At 35.9% G+C, this 17135-nt stretch carries 18 protein-coding genes; all 18 read left to right on the top strand.

All coding sequences use genetic code 11. From position 1 onward, the window contains the following. Positions 1 to 2 precede the first annotated feature (2 nt). Entirely contained in the window at positions 3 to 779 is a 777-nt protein-coding gene (gene fliR / locus BFG57_RS17495; protein WP_069718791.1) for a flagellar biosynthetic protein FliR, read from the top strand. 1 nt (position 780) lies between these two features. Further along, positions 781 to 1863 (top strand): flagellar biosynthesis protein FlhB, encoded by a 1083-nt coding sequence (flhB, locus tag BFG57_RS17500; protein ID WP_069718792.1) that lies wholly within the window; start codon positions 781 to 783, stop codon positions 1861 to 1863. 19 nt (positions 1864 to 1882) lie between these two features. Then, positions 1883 to 3925, top strand: coding sequence for a flagellar biosynthesis protein FlhA (gene flhA, locus BFG57_RS17505; RefSeq protein ID WP_069718793.1), 2043 nt, complete (start codon positions 1883 to 1885; stop codon positions 3923 to 3925). After that, positions 3922 to 5091, top strand: coding sequence for a flagellar biosynthesis GTPase FlhF (flhF, locus tag BFG57_RS17510; protein ID WP_069718794.1), 1170 nt, complete (start codon positions 3922 to 3924; stop codon positions 5089 to 5091). Before flhA ends, flhF begins: the two co-directional genes overlap by 4 nt. Continuing rightward, positions 5075 to 5941, top strand: a complete 867-nt coding sequence (locus BFG57_RS17515) for a MinD/ParA family protein (protein WP_069718795.1) — start codon at positions 5075 to 5077, stop codon at positions 5939 to 5941. The genes flhF and BFG57_RS17515 overlap by 17 nt, the downstream gene beginning before the upstream one ends. A gap of 1 nt (position 5942) precedes the next feature. Continuing rightward, a complete protein-coding gene (locus BFG57_RS17520) occupies positions 5943 to 7013 on the top strand; it encodes a protein-glutamate methylesterase/protein-glutamine glutaminase (protein ID WP_069718796.1) in 1071 nt (356 codons plus the stop codon). Positions 7014 to 7028: 15 nt separating this feature from the next. Then, positions 7029 to 9110, top strand: coding sequence for a chemotaxis protein CheA (locus tag BFG57_RS17525; RefSeq protein ID WP_069718797.1), 2082 nt, complete (start codon positions 7029 to 7031; stop codon positions 9108 to 9110). A 65-nt stretch (positions 9111 to 9175) separates the two neighbouring features. Then, positions 9176 to 9646 carry a chemotaxis protein CheW gene (locus BFG57_RS17530; protein WP_069718798.1) on the top strand — a complete coding sequence of 157 codons (471 nt, stop codon included), beginning with the start codon at positions 9176 to 9178 and terminating at the stop codon, positions 9644 to 9646. Between the two features lie 5 nt (positions 9647 to 9651). Continuing rightward, positions 9652 to 10293, top strand: a complete 642-nt coding sequence (locus BFG57_RS17535) for a chemotaxis protein CheC (protein WP_069718799.1) — start codon at positions 9652 to 9654, stop codon at positions 10291 to 10293. Further along, positions 10286 to 10783 carry a chemotaxis protein CheD gene (locus BFG57_RS17540; protein WP_069718800.1) on the top strand — a complete coding sequence of 166 codons (498 nt, stop codon included), beginning with the start codon at positions 10286 to 10288 and terminating at the stop codon, positions 10781 to 10783. The genes BFG57_RS17535 and BFG57_RS17540 overlap by 8 nt, the downstream gene beginning before the upstream one ends. Next, positions 10783 to 11160: a hypothetical protein gene (locus BFG57_RS17545; RefSeq protein ID WP_069718801.1), complete on the top strand. Its 378-nt coding sequence runs from the start codon at positions 10783 to 10785 to the stop codon at positions 11158 to 11160. Before BFG57_RS17540 ends, BFG57_RS17545 begins: the two co-directional genes overlap by 1 nt. 105 nt (positions 11161 to 11265) lie before the next feature. Continuing rightward, complete coding sequence (locus BFG57_RS17550) at positions 11266 to 12039, top strand: FliA/WhiG family RNA polymerase sigma factor (protein WP_069718802.1); 774 nt, start codon at positions 11266 to 11268, stop codon at positions 12037 to 12039. A 29-nt stretch (positions 12040 to 12068) separates the two neighbouring features. Continuing rightward, positions 12069 to 13457, top strand: a complete 1389-nt coding sequence (locus BFG57_RS17555) for a flagellar assembly protein A (protein WP_083249324.1) — start codon at positions 12069 to 12071, stop codon at positions 13455 to 13457. 201 nt (positions 13458 to 13658) lie between these two features. Beyond that, on the top strand, positions 13659 to 13967 hold the full coding sequence (locus tag BFG57_RS17560) for a hypothetical protein (protein ID WP_069718803.1): 309 nt from the start codon (positions 13659 to 13661) through the stop codon (positions 13965 to 13967). Between the two features lie 3 nt (positions 13968 to 13970). After that, positions 13971 to 14507, top strand: a complete 537-nt coding sequence (locus BFG57_RS17565) for a hypothetical protein (RefSeq protein ID WP_069718804.1) — start codon at positions 13971 to 13973, stop codon at positions 14505 to 14507. Positions 14508 to 14667: 160 nt separating this feature from the next. After that, positions 14668 to 15369, top strand: coding sequence for a 30S ribosomal protein S2 (rpsB, locus tag BFG57_RS17570; protein WP_069718805.1), 702 nt, complete (start codon positions 14668 to 14670; stop codon positions 15367 to 15369). Between the two features lie 160 nt (positions 15370 to 15529). Further along, positions 15530 to 16414 (top strand): translation elongation factor Ts, encoded by an 885-nt coding sequence (tsf, locus tag BFG57_RS17575; protein WP_069718806.1) that lies wholly within the window; start codon positions 15530 to 15532, stop codon positions 16412 to 16414. Positions 16415 to 16568: 154 nt separating this feature from the next. Continuing rightward, positions 16569 to 17135, top strand: a 567-nt coding sequence (gene pyrH / locus BFG57_RS17580) for a UMP kinase (RefSeq protein WP_069718807.1), incomplete at its 3' end; no start/stop codon positions are given.

Genomic DNA, 17135 nt, shown 5'->3' on the forward strand with positions numbered 1-17135 from the left:
TTATGATTCAATTTGTGAATGAATTTCCGGTCCTTATGCTTATTCTCGCACGTGTCAGTTCATTTTTTGTGACGGTTCCATTATTTTCATATCGAAACATTCCAACGACACATAAAATTGGTTTATCATTTTTTATATCATACTTAATTTTCTTTACAATTGATCGACCTAATCTTGAGATAGATTACTTGTATATTATGCTAGTAATGAAAGAAGTTATTGTAGGTTTATTAATCGGACTTGCCGCTTATATCGTAACGACGGTTATTCAAATTGCGGGAGGATTTATAGACTTTCAAATGGGTTTTGCGATTGCAAATGTAATTGATCCACAAACAGGAGTTCAGAGTCCAATCATGGGTCAATACATCTATACTTTTGCGATACTATTAATGCTTGTTTTAAATGCACATCACTTATTGTTAGATGGGGTTTTCTACAGTTATCAAATTGTACCACTTGAACAAGTGTGGCCTCATATTGGAAAAGGTGAGTTGGCTGAGTTTATGACGAAGACATTTAATTCAGTATTCATTATCGCCTTTCAGATGGCTATCCCATTAGTTGGTTGTTTGTTTTTAATGGATGTTGCGCTTGGGATTGTTGCAAGGACAGTGCCACAGTTAAATGTATTCGTTGTCGGATTACCTCTAAAGATCTTAGTTAGCTTTTTTGTTATGACGTTAATGATGCCTGTCTTTATGATGTTAGTTCAAGATGTCTTCATGTTAATGTTTAAAACTATGAGAGGTCTTATGGAGATTATTGGAGGCACTTAATATGCAATACTTAAAGTTAGACTTGCAATATTTCTCTGGTGAAAAAACTGAAAAAGCAACCCCGAAGAAGCGAAACGATGCTAGAAAAAAGGGGCAGGTGGCTAAGAGTCAAGATGTAGGCACAGCCCTCATCTTGTTTTTTGTATTTCTGCTATTTTGGTTTGCTGGTGAAATATTTGGGAATCAAATGTTCGTCATTATTCAGCATGCACTACAAGAATATATCTACTGGGATATTACACAAGAAAATGTACATAAAATGTTTGTTGAATACAGTACGATGGGCGTTATGCTCGTTGCCCCAATTATGCTTGTTACAATGATAGCAGGGTTAGCAGCAAATTATATGCAAGTTGGTTTTATGTTTACAACAGAAGTATTAAAGATGGATTTGAAAAAACTGAATCCTATTTCGGGCTTTAAAAAAATCTTTGGAATTCGATCAATAGTAGAACTATTTAAATCGATCTTAAAAATTTCATTTGTTGGCACAGCTACATTTGCTGTATTGTGGATGAACTTTGATAAAGTATTACTTCTTTCGCAAATGAGTATTGCTGAAGGGGTTGCGGTAATCGGAAATTTGATTGTTCAAATGGGTCTTACAGCATCCTTATTATTATTAGTGTTATCCTCACTTGATTATATGTATCAGAAGTTTGAGCATGAAAAGCAATTAAGAATGTCAAAGCAAGACTTGAAGGATGAACACAAAAATACTGAAGGGGATCCAAAGATCAAATCAAAAATTAAAGAAAAACAACGTCAAATGGCGATGCAAAGAATGATGCAAGAAGTACCGCAAGCGGATGTTGTCATTACAAACCCTACTCATTTTGCTGTAGCGTTAAAGTATGATGAAGAAAAAGCTGATGCGCCTTATGTAGTTGCAAAAGGTGTTGATTATATGGCATTGAAAATTAGACAGATAGCAAGTAACCATGATATTGAAACAGTGGAAAATCGACCATTAGCTCGTGCTTTATATGCAGATGCAGAAATTGGTCAAACAATTCCAGAAGAATTTTTTAAAACAGTAGCTGAAATTTTGGCATATGTGTATCGTTTGAAAAAGAAAGTTTAATGTTAAGGAGAGAAGATGCATGACAGCAAGAGACCTTGGAGTATTAGTTGGTGTAATTCTAATTATAGCCATGCTTATCATTCCTTTTCCACCGTGGTTGTTGAGCATTTTAATTATCGTTAATATATCTCTTGCACTCATCGTGATCCTCGTTTCAATGAATATGCAAGAAGCTTTACAGTTTTCAATTTTTCCATCTTTACTATTACTACTTACATTGTTTCGATTAGGGTTAAACGTGTCAACGACTCGTTCAATCTTAGCTAAAGGTGAAGCAGGACAAGTTATTGAAACATTTGGTTCCTTTGTAATTGGAGGAAATCCATTAGTAGGTCTTGTAGTATTCTTGATTTTGGTTATTATTCAATTTCTCGTTATAACAAAAGGATCTGAGCGTGTATCAGAAGTTGCCGCTCGTTTTACACTCGATGCGATGCCAGGGAAACAAATGAGTATAGATGCAGATCTTAATGCAGGTATGATTTCGGAAGTAGAAGCACGAGAACGCCGTACAAAGATTGAGAGAGAAGCAGACTTTTATGGTGCGATGGATGGTGCAAGTAAATTCGTTAAAGGGGATGCAATTGCAGGGATTATCATCGTTATCATAAATATTGTATTTGGTATGATAATTGGTATGGTGCAAATGGATTTATCACTTGCAGAAGCTTCGTCTCGTTTTACGCTATTAACGGTAGGGGATGGACTTGTGAGTCAAATACCAGCACTATTGATTTCTACCGCAACAGGAATTGTTGTTACACGTGCTGCGTCTGATGGCAACTTAGGTGATGATATTGCTACACAGTTATTTGCGTATCCGAAGTTATTATATGTTGCTGGTGCTACGATTGCTGGACTAGGCCTATTCACACCAATTGGTCCAAAGCTCACATTACCAATCGCTGCAGGTCTAGCTGCGGGTGGTTATTTTCTCGGTCGAAATGAAGCAAAATCGAAAGAGTTACAAGAGTTTGAGACTGATAGTAGTGATGATGAACAAGAGGATATGAAAAGTCCTGAAAGCGTCGTTAATTTGTTAACGGTTGATCCGATTGAGTTTGAATTTGGGTATGGATTAATACCGTTAGCAGATGCCAATCAAGGTGGAGACTTACTTGATCGGATTGTAATGATTCGCCGCCAATTAGCTTTAGAATTAGGTCTAGTTGTGCCAGTCGTGAGAATCCGAGATAACATACAATTACAGCCGAATGAATACCGGATGAAAATTAAAGGTAATGAGCTAGCACGTGGTGAGTTGTTACTTGATCACTATATGGCTATGAGTCCGGGTATTGAAGATGAGTCTATTGAAGGAATAGAAACTGTCGAACCAGCATTTGGACTTCCAGCAATTTGGATTTCCGAAGAGATGAAAGAAACAGCAGAGTTATCAGGTTATACGGTGGTTGATCCTCCTTCTGTCGTTTCAACTCATTTAACCGAGATTATCAAAAATAATGCACATGAGTTACTCGGTAGGCAGGAAACACAACAATTAATCGACCATTTAAAAGAATCTTATCCTATTTTAGTTGATGAAGTGACACCAAGCCCATTATCAGTTGGAGAAGTGCAAAAAGTCCTTGCCAATTTATTACGTGAACGTGTATCCATTCGTAATTTGCCTGTTATTTTTGAGGCATTGGCTGACTATGGAAAATTATCTGACGATACAAGTCTATTAACGGAATATGTTCGTCAAGCACTTGCTCGTCAACTGACTCGTCACTTTGCAATTGAAGGGGAATCTTTAAAAGTGGTGACATTATCAGGTAATGTAGAGAAGATTATTGCTGAGAACGTTCAACAGACAGAACATGGGAATTTCTTGTCTCTTGACCCGAATGATTCACAATTAATTATTCAACAAATTTCCATAGAGATTGAGCGATTATCAATGCAGGAACAAACGCCAATTTTGCTATGTTCACCAGCTGTTCGAATGTATGTCAAACAGTTAATTGACCCGTATCTTCCTGCTGTGCCAGTATTATCATATAATGAACTTGAAACAACTGTAGAAGTTCAAAGTGTTGGGGTGGTGGATGTTGCATGAGGGTGAAAAAATTTATCGCACCTACTATGCCAGAGGCAATGAAGAAGGTTCGAGCAGAGCTAGGACAAGATGCAGTTATCTTAAATTCAAAAGTTATCAATAAAGGTGGATTCTTTGGTTTATTTGTGAAAAAAAATATAGAGGTTATAGCTGCTATTGATCCAGAGGTAGCTCAGTCACAACAATATAAAAAAGTAGACAAACTGTATGAAGAACCAAAACGTATACAACAAGTTCAACAGTCAGATAAGAACCTCATTAATACAGACTCTCGTTCTCCAGAGTTGTTAAAAGAAATTCAAGATTTAAAAGAAATGATGGCAAACTTATCTGAGGTTAATGAAGCGACGTCTAATCATTTGCCTAGTCCAATTCGAAATATTCATCGATTACTTGATGAGCAAGATGTATACAGTGCTATTCGTGATGAACTTGTGCATGAGTTATTGGAAAAGTGGTACTTATCTAAAGGAGAGGCATCTTTTAATGACGTGTACAAATGGTTATTAGACAATTTACATACACGTTTATCAGTTTTGTCATTTGGTCCAGTTCAGGAAGAGAAAAAGTTTATAAACGTTATAGGGCCCACTGGAGTTGGGAAAACAACAACTCTAGCAAAGATGGCAGCACATGAAGTATTAAAAAGAAATAAAAAGTGTGCATTCATTACGACAGATACGTATCGAATAGCTGCTGTTGAACAACTTAAAACGTATGCTAGTATTTTAAACATACCGATTGAAGTGGCCTATACATTAGATGATTTTAAAAAAGCAAAAGAAAAGCTAGAAAGCTATGACAAAGTGTTTGTTGATACTGCTGGTCGCAATTTCCGAAATAAAGAATATATAAAAGACTTAACGAAAGTTATTGATTTTGATAAAGAAATGGAAACGTACCTTGTAATGGCCTTAACAGCAAAAAATGCCGATATGGAAAAAATTCACGAGCAATTCCAAACGATACACATAGACAGGTTAATCTATACAAAATCTGATGAGACTGCAAGTTACGGTTCGATGCTTAATATGTGTTTGAAGAATAGAGTTGGAGTTGCTTATATCACTCACGGCCAAAATGTACCTGATGATATAGAAAAAGCTTCGCCAAAGCTCATATTAAATAAAGTGTTTGGAGTTAATGGATATGAGGGATCAAGCTGAAAGTTTAAGGATTAAATTAAAAAAACAACAAAATCAATCGGATGAAGCGAAAGCAATTGCTGTTGTAAGTGGTAAAGGTGGGGTTGGAAAATCAAACTTTTCGTTAAATTTTGCTCTCTCTTTATCTAATAATGGTTCAAAAGTGTTATTATTTGATATGGATATTGGAATGGGAAATATTGATATTTTAATGGGTGTTAGTGCCAAATATAGTATCCTTGATTTATTTGAGCATAATATGGTAATTCGTGATATTATTGAATCGGGACCAGGGAACCTCTCTTATATCGCTGGTGCAACGGGAATGACGACCATTTTTAAAATGGAACAAGCATCGTTTAATAAGTTTATGGAACAATTACAAACAATATTTGAAGAATACGATTATATCATTTTTGATATGGGTGCAGGTATGACTGAGGAGAGCATGAGGTTTATCCTCTCAGTTCAAGAAACAATTGTCGTAACAACACCTGAACCTACATCTCTAACAGATGCCTATGCAATGATAAAGTATATACACAATCAAAGGGATGATTTACCATTTTATGTATTAGTAAATCGTACATTTGATGAAAGGCAAGCAGTAAAAACATACAATCGTTTACAAAAAGTAGCGAAACATTTCTTAGAACGAGATATACAGTTTCTTGGTAGTATACCTGATGACCGTTCAGTGATGAAGGCTGTTGCAAATCAAACACCATTTCTTTTGCATAATGAACGTTCATCTGCAAGCAAGGCTATTATGGAGATTATTAAACGATACGAAAATCACCATTTTAATCTAGAAGACACTTCTAAATTAAGTTTTGTATCAAAGTTGAAGCGATTTTTCATAGAAAGGTAGGATGTCGATGACTAGACAGGTTTCTGTATTAATCGTAGATGATTCAGCGTTTATGCGTAAATTAATAACAGACTTGTTATCTGAATCTACCCGTATAAAAGTTATCGGCACTGCAAGAAATGGACGAGAAGCAGTAAAGAAAGTAATTGAGTTTAAGCCTGATGTAGTTACAATGGATGTAGAAATGCCCATAATGAATGGGCTTGATGCATTACAAGAAATGATGAAACGAGCTCCAGTTCCTGTTGTGATGCTTTCGAGTACGACACAAGAGAACGCAGCTAATACAATGATAGCGATGCAAAATGGAGCAGTTGATTTTATTGCTAAACCTTCTGGGGCAATATCACTTGATCTTCATAAGGTGAAAGAAGAATTAATATATAAAGTAATTACAGCTAGTAAGGCAAACATTCTCGGAGTGCACAAGAACCCATCACAAGAGAATATAACTCCTATTACATTGAAGGATAGTATAAGACACCCAATGAAGTACAAACAGAAAATTATTTGTATAGGTACTTCTACAGGGGGGCCGCGAGCATTACAAAATGTATTAACTAAGCTTCCTTCATCAATTGATGCACCGATTTTGATCGTTCAACATATGCCTGCTGGTTTTACGAAATCACTTGCTGACAGATTAGATTCATTAAGTCAGATTTCCGTGAAGGAAGCTGTAGATGGGGATATTATAAAAAAAGGGACTGCATACATCGCACCTGGTGGATATCATTTGAAACTTAAGCTAATTGGAACCTCACTAGTTGTCCAATTAAATGACGATCCACCTAAAAATGGTCATCGTCCTTCCGTTGATGTTATGTATGAATCAGTTAGTTACTTGCAAAATTATTTCAAACTTGCTGTTATTATGACAGGAATGGGAACAGATGGTGCAAAAGGATTACATAAATTGGTTGATACGGGCAGTGTAAAGGCTATTGCTGAGTCAAAGGAGTCTTCAGTAGTGTATGGGATGCCAAAAGCAGCTGTTGATACTGGCCTAATAGATGAAGTGGCACATGTGGATAACATTGCAAATTTAATTATTAAACATATCGGTGCATAAAGGGGTGCTATTCAAATGGAAAATCAACAATACTTAGAAGTATTTATTGATGAAAGTAAAGAGCATTTACAAACAGTTAATGACCAGTTATTACTATTAGAAAATAACCCTGAAGATATGGATATTGTAAATGAAATCTTTCGTTCTGCACATACCTTAAAAGGGATGTCTGCGACAATGGGGTTTGAGGATTTAGCTAACCTTACTCATAAAATGGAAAATGTACTCGATGGAATACGCAATCATAAGATTGTGGTTACTACAGGCATTTTAGATGTCGTATTTGAATCAGTAGATGACCTTGAAGCAATGGTAATGGACATTGCTGGAGGTGGGGATGGTAAACGTGATGTAGAGGATGTTGTAAATAAATTGAAACGTATAGAAAATGGAGAAGAAATATCCCAAACCTCTGCAAAACCTGAAGTTGCAGCTACAGCTGCTTCAAATATCCATTTGAATGAAAAATACGATCAATTTGAAATCACTGTTTTAGAACAATCGAAAGAGCAAGGGTTTGAAGCATATCATGTTACGGTTAAATTACGTGAAGATTGCTTGCTAAAAGGTGCTCGTGTCTTTATGACATTTGAAGTAATTGAACAAGTTGGTGAAGTGATCAAATCTACTCCGCCAGTTGATGAACTTGAGGAAGAGCAGTTTGATTTAGAGTTCAGTGTCACTGTCGTTTCAAAAGAAAGTGCTGGAGATTTAGAGAAACGAATTATGAAAGTATCTGAACTTGAAAGTGTGACAGTTGAAGTTCTAAATATTGAGAGTTTAAAAGAGGCAATTGAAGAAGAAGAAGTAGAGAAAGTGGAACAAGCAGCACAACTAGTTAATGTGACAAACCAGCAACAACAACTTCCAACTGTTAAAAAAGAGGAAAATAATTCACAGAAAAAAGAGAGTGAAGAAGCTCAATCAAAATCTAAAACACAAGCAGTCTCTAATAAAACGATTCGAGTAAATATTGAACGTCTTGATATTCTTATGAATTTATTTGAAGAGCTAGTTATTGACAGAGGTCGACTTGAACAGATTTCAAATGATTTGAATAATTCTGAATTACATGAAACAGTTGAGCGTATGTCTCGCATTTCAGGTGATTTACAGAACATTATCCTTAATATGCGAATGGTTCCTGTTGAACAGGTATTTAATAGATTTCCACGTATGGTAAGGCAACTTGCACGTGATCTAGGTAAAAAGATTAATTTAGAGATTATTGGTGCTGATACTGAATTAGATCGAACGGTAATTGATGAAATTGGTGATCCGCTCGTTCATTTAATTCGTAATGCTATTGATCATGGAATTGAAACACCAGAAACACGTAAAGCAATTGGAAAGTCTGAAACAGGTACCGTTGTGTTAAAGGCATATCATAGTGGTAATCATGTTTTCATTGAAATAGAAGATGATGGAGCTGGAATTGACCGTGAACGTGTCCTGAATAAGGCGATCGAACGCGGGGTTATTACAGCTGAGGCAGGAGCAAACTTAACTGACAAACAAGTGTATGAGTTGATCTTGGCTTCTGGCTTCTCTACAGCAGAAAAAATTTCAGATGTTTCTGGTCGTGGAGTAGGTCTAGATGTTGTGAAAAATACGATTGAATCGCTAAGCGGATCAGTTTCAATTGACGCTAAACAAGGTGTTGGTTCTATTTTCTCAATCCAACTGCCGTTAACATTGTCAATAATTTCTGTCATGCTCGTTGAAATTCAGAAAGAAAAGTATGCGATTCCATTATCATCTATTATCGAAACGGCCATTGTCAAAGAAGAAGACATTTTAAATGCTCACAATCAAAAGGTAATAGATTTCCGTGGCAAGGTTGTCCCACTTGTCTTTTTAAATGATGTATTTGAAGTTCCTACTGAAAAAGATTCTGATGATTTTTATTCAATTGTCATTGTTCGTAAAGGGGATAAAATGGCTGGTTTAGTAGTTGATTCCTTCATTGGTCAACAAGAGATTGTTTTGAAATCACTAGGTGATTATTTAACGAATGTTTTTGCCATCTCTGGTGCTACAATATTAGGAAATGGGCAAGTTGCACTAATCATTGATTGTAATGCACTTATTAAATAATTTGTAAGTTCACTGATTTTGAAAGCTCTTTCTTGTAGTGCAAATCGAATAGGGAGGAAAGACAGATGTCTGTAAACGCAATAAATGATTTAAAAGTTATCGTGTTTCAATTAAAAGATGAAGAGTATGGAATTCCTGTACAACAAGTGCACTCTATTGAAAGAATGCAATATATCACTCGAGTACCTCGTGTCGCTAAATTTGTTAAAGGCGTTATTAACTTACGTGGAGTAGTAACTCCAATTATAGATTTGAGAAGGCGTTTTGGTTTAGAAGAAGTTGAATACAACGATAGTACACGTATTATTATTGTCGGAGTAGAAGATATGGAAGTAGGTATAATTGTAGATGCGGCGAATGATGTCATCGATATTCCAGAAGGAACAATTGAGCCACCTCCAGAAGTAGTAGGATCTGTTGAGGTTGAATATTTAAACGGTGTCGCTAAAGTTGAAAAACGTCTTCTAATTTTGCTTAATTTGGATAAAGTGTTCAATCCTGAAGAAATAAAAGAAACTCATGCTATTGAGGCATAAAAGTCATGTCATTTTATAAACAGATTACTAGTGAACATCTAGATATTTTAAAAGAAGTAGGTAATATTGGTGCTGGAAATGCAGCAACTGCTCTATCACAATTGCTAAATAAGCCAATTGATATGACAGTCCCAAATGTTAAAATCGTTTCATTTGATGAAATGATGGAGATGATGGGGGGAGCAGATAATGTAATCGCTTCAGTATTCTTAAGGATTGAAGGACAAGCGAAAGGGAGCATGTTTTTCATGCTCCCTTTAGAGCAAGCATCTCGTTTTATACAGAAGATGACTGGCATAACAAACGTATCTTTTAATGCACCTCCTTATGACGAAATTTCTATTTCAGCACTACAAGAGGCTGGAAATATTTTATCAGGATCATATTTGTCTGCTTTTTCTGATTTTACAAAGCTTAAATTATATCCATCAGTGCCTGCACTCGCGATTGATATGGTAGGAGCGGTATTGAGTTATGGTTTAATAGAAATTTGCAGAGTAACAGATTATGCAATCGTTATTGATACATCTGTTTTCGAACATGAAAACCCTGATACTGAAAAGATTAATGGTCATTTCTTATTACTCCCTGATCCTGATTCATTCCCTAAAATTTTCAAATCGTTAGGAGTACCAACCGATGGCTGAGATAGCAAAAATAATAAAGGTTGGGATTGCTGATTTGAATATTGTGAGAGCTCCTGATGTTATTCGAACGTCGGGGCTAGGGTCATGTGTGGGAGTTGTATTATATGATACTCAAAAAGACATTGCAGGTTTAGCGCATGTGATGCTACCAGCATCCTCACTTGCTAAGTCAGGCAATATTAATATAGCAAAGTATGCTGATACAGCTATTAATGAGTTATACGACAAAATCATAAAAGCTGGTGCAAAACAATATACGTTAAAAGCAAAAATTGCTGGTGGAGCACAAATGTTCCAGTTTTCTTCGAAAAGTGAAATGATGAGGATAGGACCTCGAAATGTTGAGGCTGTGAAAAATGAGTTGATACGTCTGAAAATTAGCATTGTTGCAGAAGATGTTGGTGGAAGAAGTGGACGTACAATCGAATTTAATCCCGTTACTCGCAAATTGAACATCAGAACGGTGAATCAAGGAGTTAAAGATATCTAATGATTGGTACATGGCTTACAAATTTGATATGTGCATTAATCGGTTTTTTGCTTATTATGTTCGTTTCTCTACCTCAAAACACTTTAGAAACTTCTGCTATAAGAGGGTTGAATGCTAGTATCCTTCTTTTTCTTGTGACGTACTTCATTCGTTGGATTATACCTACTGTCTTTAATTCAAACAATAGTGAAGAAGATAAAGAGAATTCATTGGATGATGTGTCCTCAGATCATACAGAAGCTACTGAGGAACGAGTAGAATCAGGACAAGATACTCAACAGACATTTCAGCCTTTTGGAGAAAATGATTATGATGAAATTGATCCGATTAAACAAACGTCTGAATATGTAAAAAGTTTGATTCATGATGAGCAATAGGCTCTAGTTGTCACTTGTCTTGAATAGAGCATTTTCAGTTAGAATATTTAAACATCTAAACATCTATTGCAGTTATATTGTATGGTGATTGATAGGAGGAGTAATATGCGGCAAACCTCTTCTGCAGAACTACAAACATACTGGAACAATTGGTTGAATGGGCGTGATTCTCAAGCTGGAGATGCACTTATACGACAGTATATGCCGCTTGTAAATTACCATGTTCAACGCATAAGTGTAGGACTCCCAAGGAACGTTGGTAAAGAAGATTTAAAGAGTTATGGCTTACTAGGCTTATATGATGCATTAGAAAAATTCGACCACTCTCGTGATTTGAAATTTGATACGTATGCATCATTTCGAGTACGCGGTGCAATAATTGACGGTTTGAGAAAAGAAGATTGGCTTCCAAGAAGTATGAGAGAAAAGTACAAAAAGGTTGAAGCAACGATTGATCAATTGGAACAAAAACTAATGCGAAACGTTACATCAAAAGAAATCTCCATTACTTTAGAGATGGATGAAGATGAAGTGAACTCTATCATTATGGAAGGCTTTTTTGCAAACGTTTTGTCGATAGATGAGAGTAATAAAGAAGCTGAGGAAGTAAAAGAAAGTATCGGGTATACAATACCAGACACTAAAACAGACACTCCAGAAAGTTCGTTATTGAGGAACGAGTTACATAAACAACTAGCTGATGAAATTAAAAACCTTAATGAGAAAGAACAATTAGTCATTAGTCTTTTTTACCAAGATGAATTAACTTTGACTGAAATAGGTCACGTATTAGGTCTGTCTACTTCACGCATTTCACAAATCCATTCGAAAGCATTGTTCAAACTGAAGAAACCTTTAGCAGAACTCATTACTAATTAAAGCATTATAAAAAGGCGGAGGTGAGAAGATTGGATGGAGAAAAAGCGTTAAGCCAACTATTTGTTTTAAAATTAAGCCCAGATAAAATGAAGGCAGCACTACGTTTGAAAAGTTCGCAATATCCTGAAGATAATTTTCCGAGTGATGCTGAGGTTATCCATTATCTTAATGAACAAAAGATAAATACAGGAATTGACGATGAAGCAATCTTTAAATGGTGTGAAGATGAGCATAGAGACAATGAAATTATAGTAGCAAATGGCATAGTGCCGATTCATGGTAAAAATGGCTACTTAAAAAGTAATTTACTGAGTGAGGATGAGAAGAAAAAAGATTCGGATTCGATTGAATCGCTTAACTTGCGCGATGTACTGCATATTCCATCAGTGCATGCAGGTCAAAAGATAGCGTCAATTATCCCTCCAGTAAATGGTGTTGAAGGTAAAAATGTATATGGAGTCACTGTACCTGCTAAGCCTGGTAAACCTTATCGCTTAAGACCTGGAAAGAATATCGAGATGGAGAATAACGCTATATATGCAACAATTGACGGTCAAATACATTTTGGGGAACGAATCATTAATGTATTTCCATCTTATGAAGTAAGTGGAGATTTAGATATGAAAACAGGCAACATTGATTTTGTAGGGAATGTTGTTATCAGAGGAAACGTACCTACAGGTTATGTGATAAAAGCAAAGGGAGACATTAAAATATTTGGGTTAGTTGAGGGAGCTGAACTAAACGCAGAAGGTTCTATTCTTGTTACAGGTGGGATAGCAGCCGCTAATAAAGGTGAAGTTCATGCTGGTGTTGATATTCACGCCTCTTATATTAATCAGGCAAATGTTCACGCAGCACATAACATAATTGTACAAAGTTCTATCTTTCACAGCCAATGTATTGCGGGTGATGAAGTACTGTGCAATGAAGGCAATATCGTAGGTGGTTCTGTTTCTGCTGGAAAAAAGATAATCGCCAATAATATTGGTAATCGAATGAATACACACACAGACCTTTACCTAGGTATGAATGAAACGTTGTTATTAAGACAAAAAGAAACTGAAAAATTATTGTCTGAGACGAACCAAACGATTGAAAATTTGGCATTAATTGAAGCGAAGTTAAAAGAGAAAGAGAAGAAGAAGGGTTTGACTAATGCTGAAACTAAATTATTTCAACGTCAAAAACAAACGTATCATTCAATGATTGAACAACAAAAAATACTTGAAGAATCATTACATAGTTTTAAGCATGATTCAATAGATTTTGGTTCTATCCTTATAGAAGTAAAAGATTCATTGTTCCCAAATGTTATCATGCATTTTGGTAAATATCAAAGAAATGTACAGGTCAAGCATTCGAATGTACAATTCTCTTTAATAGATAAAGAAATTACGTTTAGCCCATTAAGTTAGCTGAGATTGTTCAATTAGTATTTAAATCGGTATAAATATTCTGGAAGGGTTAATAAAAGTATATTCTCATTTTTATGTCTTTAGTAGCATGGTTATTATAAGATATATATAGGTTACATAAAACTACGTATAAAGGATAGTTTCTTACTTTTAAAACACTCTCTTCTTGTTTGGAATAAGTAAATCTAAGGATGTGATTGAATGAGTTTAAAAGCTATAGAATTGCAGGTTGCCTTACCGAGGACACAGGATGCAGGGAAAATACAAGAACAACTGTCACAACGTAGCCAACAAATTCATGACCACCAAGCTGCTCAAGTTGAACGTGAGCAGGTAAAGAAACGTACCCAAGTGAGTCAAAATGAGAGATCAGAAGAAAGTAAGCTATCTAAAAAAAAAGATAACCAGAATAGTAGTGAGCAGAGACAACGTAATCGTAAGAAGGAAAAGGTACGTGAACAAAAAGAAAAACACCCATATAAAGGGAATTCAATTGACATAGAGGGATAAGTTATGGGTCTAGCTTTAACAGCAAGTTTTATTTTTCATATTCTCACATCCTTTATTTTGCTTCTTCTATGGATGCGTTTATCAAGTGTATCTAAAGAATTGAAGCAACAAGAACGTATGCAGTCAGAGATAGAAGGTGTTTTATCTTCTTACATAATGGAAATGAAGGATGAAAATGAAAAATTATTATCGGCAATCCAAAATGGTGTAATTAAACAATCGAAGACTCCATCTGCTTCAATCGCAAGCCCATCTTCCAGTATATCTAGTATGAACGTTAAGCCATCAAGTAAAACGGTTTATCGTGCATATCATTCTAGTCAAAATGCAGCTGAAAAACCCCAATCCCCCCCTATATTGTCTGAAAAAGATATGTTGTTAACCCCACTTTCAAAGGGGAATGAACAATATGTGCAATCTTTAGCATCTAAAGCTATAGAATTAGAAAAAAAAGGGTATACAATTGAAGAGATAGCAAAAGAATTGAACAAGGGAAAGACAGAAATCGAGCTAATTCTTAAATTCCGAAGTGAAAGTTGATGATTTCTACTTGCACCTTGCATGAGCATATGATATATTAACCCTTGGTGTTAATACACACGTTCATTGATTGAAATATCGGTGCTGTATATGTAACATTACAGTGTTATTTCAGGATGATATGAGCGGAGGAATAAAAACCATTTTAGGAGGAAACAACATGGCAGTTATTTCAATGAAACAATTATTAGAAGCAGGAGTTCATTTCGGTCACCAAACACGCCGTTGGAACCCAAAAATGAAACGTTACATCTTTACTGAGCGTAACGGTATCTACATCATTGACTTGCAAAAAACTGTAAAGAAAGTTGACGAAGCTTTCAATTACATTAAAGAAGTTGCAGCTGATGGTGGTAATGTATTATTCGTAGGTACAAAAAAACAAGCACAAGATTCTGTTCGTGAAGAAGCAGAACGTGCAGGCATGTACTATGTAAACCAACGTTGGTTAGGTGGTACATTAACAAACTTCCAAACAATCCAAAAGCGTATTAAACGTTTGAAAGATATCGAGAGAATGCGTGAAGATGGAACATTTGACGTACTTCCTAAAAAAGAAGTTGTTGGTTTGGAGAAAGAACTTGAGCGTCTAGAGAAATTCTTAGGCGGTATCAAGGATATGAAAAAAATCCCTGACGTATTATTTGTAATCGATCCTCGCAAAGAGCGTATTGCGATTGCAGAAGCTCATAAATTGAACATTCCAGTAGTCGCAATTGTTGATACAAACTGCGATCCTGATGAAGTAGATTACGTTATCCCAGGTAACGATGATGCAATTCGTGCTGTACGTCTTCTAACTGCAAAAATGGCAGATGCTGTACTTGAAGCTAAACAAGGTGAAGAAGTACCAGCTGAATAATGAATGAAGTCAAAAGGTGGTAAGAGGGTAGAGCCTTTTATCACCTTTTTTTAAGAAGTAAGAAAGTGTGTAATCAAAAACTTGATTCAATGCTTTCCACTTCCTCTTAAAAAAAGGAAAAAATCAACTTTACATATACAATTTTAAGGAGGCTATAATCATGGCAGTTACTGCTCAAATGGTAAAAGAACTTCGTGAAAAAACTGGTGCCGGAATGATGGATTGTAAAAAGGCACTTACAGAAACTAATGGTGACATGGAAAAGGCAATTGACTTTTTACGTGAAAAAGGTATGGCAAAAGCAGCTAAGAAGGCTGATCGTATTGCAGCAGAAGGTCTTTCTCATGTAGAAGTTCAAGGAAATCAAGCAGTTATTTTAGAAGTTAACTCTGAAACTGATTTCGTTGCAAAGAACGATTCTTTCAAAGAAATTATCTCAACACTTTCAGCTCATATCTTACAAGAGAAACCTGCTAGCGTTGAAGAAGCAATGGGTCAAAAACTTAATGGTGATGGAGAAACTGTAGAAGATTACATTAAAGCTGCAATTGCTAAAATTGGTGAGAAGCTTTCTCTTCGTCGTTTTACTTTAGTTGAGAAGACTGATAATGATGCATTCGGTGCTTACCTTCATATGGGTGGACGTATTGGTGTATTAACGCTTCTTGAAAATACAACTGACGAGCAAGTTGCTAAAGACGTTGCGATGCACGTTGCAGCGGTTAACCCTCGTTATGTATCTCGTGATCAAGTTTCTGCTGAAGAAGCAGCACGTGAGAAAGAAGTTTTGAAACAACAAGCACTTAACGAAGGTAAACCAGAAAACATTGTTGAGAAAATGGTTGAAGGTCGTATGGGTAAATTCTTTGAAGATATTTGCTTAGTTGATCAATCATTCGTTAAAGATCCTGACCAAAAAGTTGGTAAGTTCGTTGCTAGCAAAGGTGCTACAGTTAAAAACTTCATTCGTTATGAGGTAGGAGAAGGAATGGAGAAACGCGAAGAGAACTTTGCAGAAGAAGTAATGAGTCAAGTTAAAAAATAATAGATAATTATTTTATTTAAAAAGCAGTAAGCTTTCCTGTACCATTAATATGTGTGGGTGAATGGGATAGCACGAATACTGTTAGATAAAAGACTTAAAATGGGAACACGCTGTGTGTTCCCTATTTTAAAATCCAGCTCGTTGGAGGTAAGTCATGAGTAAGGCAAAATATAAGCGTGTCGTTCTTAAGTTAAGTGGTGAGGCATTAGCTGGCGAAAAGGGCTTCGGTATTGAACCTAGCGTCATTAAATCTATTGCTGAGCAAGTAAAGGAGATTGCAGAGTTAGATGTTGAAGTCGCGGTAGTAGTTGGTGGAGGCAACATTTGGCGAGGTAAGATAGGTAGTGAAATGGGAATGGACCGTGCAAATGCAGACTATATGGGTATGTTAGCAACGGTAATGAACTCATTAGCACTCCAAGATAGCTTAGAGAACCTTGGTATACAAACACGTGTCCAAACATCTATTGAAATGCGTCAAGTGGCTGAGCCTTACATAAGAAGAAAAGCTAATCGTCATCTTGAGAAACAGCGAGTTGTCATATTTGCTGCGGGTACAGGTAATCCTTATTTCTCTACTGACACTACAGCTGCTTTACGTGCTGCTGAAATTGAAGCAGATGTTATTTTAATGGCTAAAAATAAAGTTGATGGTGTTTACAGTGCGGATCCTACAATTGATGTAACCGCAGAAAAATATACTGACCTATCTTACCTCGCC

This window comes from Bacillus solimangrovi, from assembly GCF_001742425.1.
Taxonomy (GTDB): Bacteria; Bacillota; Bacilli; order Bacillales; family Bacillaceae_N; genus Bacillus_AV; species Bacillus_AV solimangrovi.